The 1,402-nt window shown below is 40.1% G+C and carries 3 protein-coding genes; 1 reads left to right on the forward strand and 2 read right to left on the reverse strand.

Going from position 1 to position 1,402, the window contains the following annotated elements; genetic code table 11:
* Positions 1-76: 76 nt before the first annotated feature.
* Positions 77-469, forward strand: a complete 393-nt coding sequence (locus R7R24_RS24465) for a hypothetical protein (protein WP_000884724.1) — start codon at positions 77-79, stop codon at positions 467-469.
* Between the two features lie 390 nt (positions 470-859).
* Here R7R24_RS24465 and R7R24_RS24470 read toward each other — a convergent pair whose 3' ends face one another.
* Positions 860-1,144 (reverse strand): type II toxin-antitoxin system RelE/ParE family toxin, encoded by a 285-nt coding sequence (locus tag R7R24_RS24470; RefSeq protein WP_012615283.1) that lies wholly within the window; start codon positions 1,142-1,144, stop codon positions 860-862.
* Positions 1,137-1,379, reverse strand: coding sequence for a type II toxin-antitoxin system ParD family antitoxin (locus R7R24_RS24475; RefSeq protein WP_012615282.1), 243 nt, complete (start codon positions 1,377-1,379; stop codon positions 1,137-1,139). The genes R7R24_RS24470 and R7R24_RS24475 overlap by 8 nt, the downstream gene beginning before the upstream one ends.
* Between the last annotated feature and the right edge of the window lie 23 nt (positions 1,380-1,402).

Consider the following 1,402-nt stretch of genomic DNA (forward strand, 5'->3'; position numbering starts at 1 on the left):
CTTCGGTATTGCGTTGCTCACCCCTTAACAGGGCGTTAGAGCACTCCTAGTAAAGTAACATAGAGTTAACAAAATAATGTTAGATAAATTAGTTGGTAAGGTTATTAATTTCAAAGCGGTCACTAAAACCAAGGTACAGTTTGAATTAAGTGAAAATAATTGTGTAATCGAACTTCAAGTATCTGATGCTTGGGTTATTAATCGTAATGATGAAGTTACTGTTGTCGGCGAGCGGGACTCAAAAACAGGTAAGTTTATTGCCTATGCTTACAATAACCACACAAAGGGAGTATTTGGTAAGTATGATGCCCAAGTAGTAGGTGGATGGTTGTTTGTTGTTATTGGGCTATTCTTTTTTTGGGCTATTTTTCCACTGTTCTTACATGTTCCTGCAGGAATCAAACAGATTTCGCTTGGGAAAAAAGTTAACGAAGCTTTTGACTTGGTGACACAGAGCAAAGTGCTCTAACAAAGCATTTAAGAGTGATTCGCAACGCGTGACTCTGTAACGAAAATCACCTCCCCCTATTGATTAATGTATACCAATTTCATAGAACCACTTGAAGATGTATACATTAATCAGAATCCAAATTTATGCCTGAGCCACACTCAAAATCGGTGTCTATTATTCCTATTATGTTAAACGGGCGAGTTAGCTATCAAAAACAGCCCTTAGAACGCCATCAGAGGCTCTAGGCACGTTTTTAAGCACTTACTATGCCCTACTGACCCAGAAATCGGGCTGAAAGTTTGTGACGCTTTTCAGGCGATTTACAGGGCAAAGATGGCGCTGTTCGTTTGAAACAAAAAACGCCCTCTAAGGGGCGTTTTTCTAGGTTTTATCAAAAAATTAAGTAATTTAAAGATGCAACATTGGGTTCATCTGTTGGTGCAAGATCCGGATAACAAAGATATCGAACTCTCGAACTCGATAAAAAATGGCGTGTTTCTGATGATCATGACGACGTACGCCAGAACGAAGTTCGGAACAATCTCGACCAATGAATGGTGCCTCTGACAGAGTTTGTAAACATTGTTCCATTTCATCGGTGTAGTTGTCGGCTTGCTCTGCGCCAAAATTTAAAAAGGTATATTCGTAGATATCCCCAAAATCGTCTGCTGCTTTTTGGGAAAGTTTATACATGCAGCTTGGCCTTTCTTCTTGCTGCCACTTCTTTTAATGACAAGGAACACTCTCCGCTCGCCTCACCCTCATCGAGCGCTTTTCGCAGTAAGTCTTGTTGATTCTCTTGTTGTTCGAGTAGTCGCAATGCACTTCTCATCACTTCACTTGTTGAGCCATAACGACCTGTTGCGATCATTCTTTCGATAAAACAATCAAGAGATTCTCCGATTGTGACGCTTGTTGTTCTAGCCATAAAATCACCATGTGTTAATTATT

This window comes from Vibrio sp. 704 (assembly GCF_033339295.1).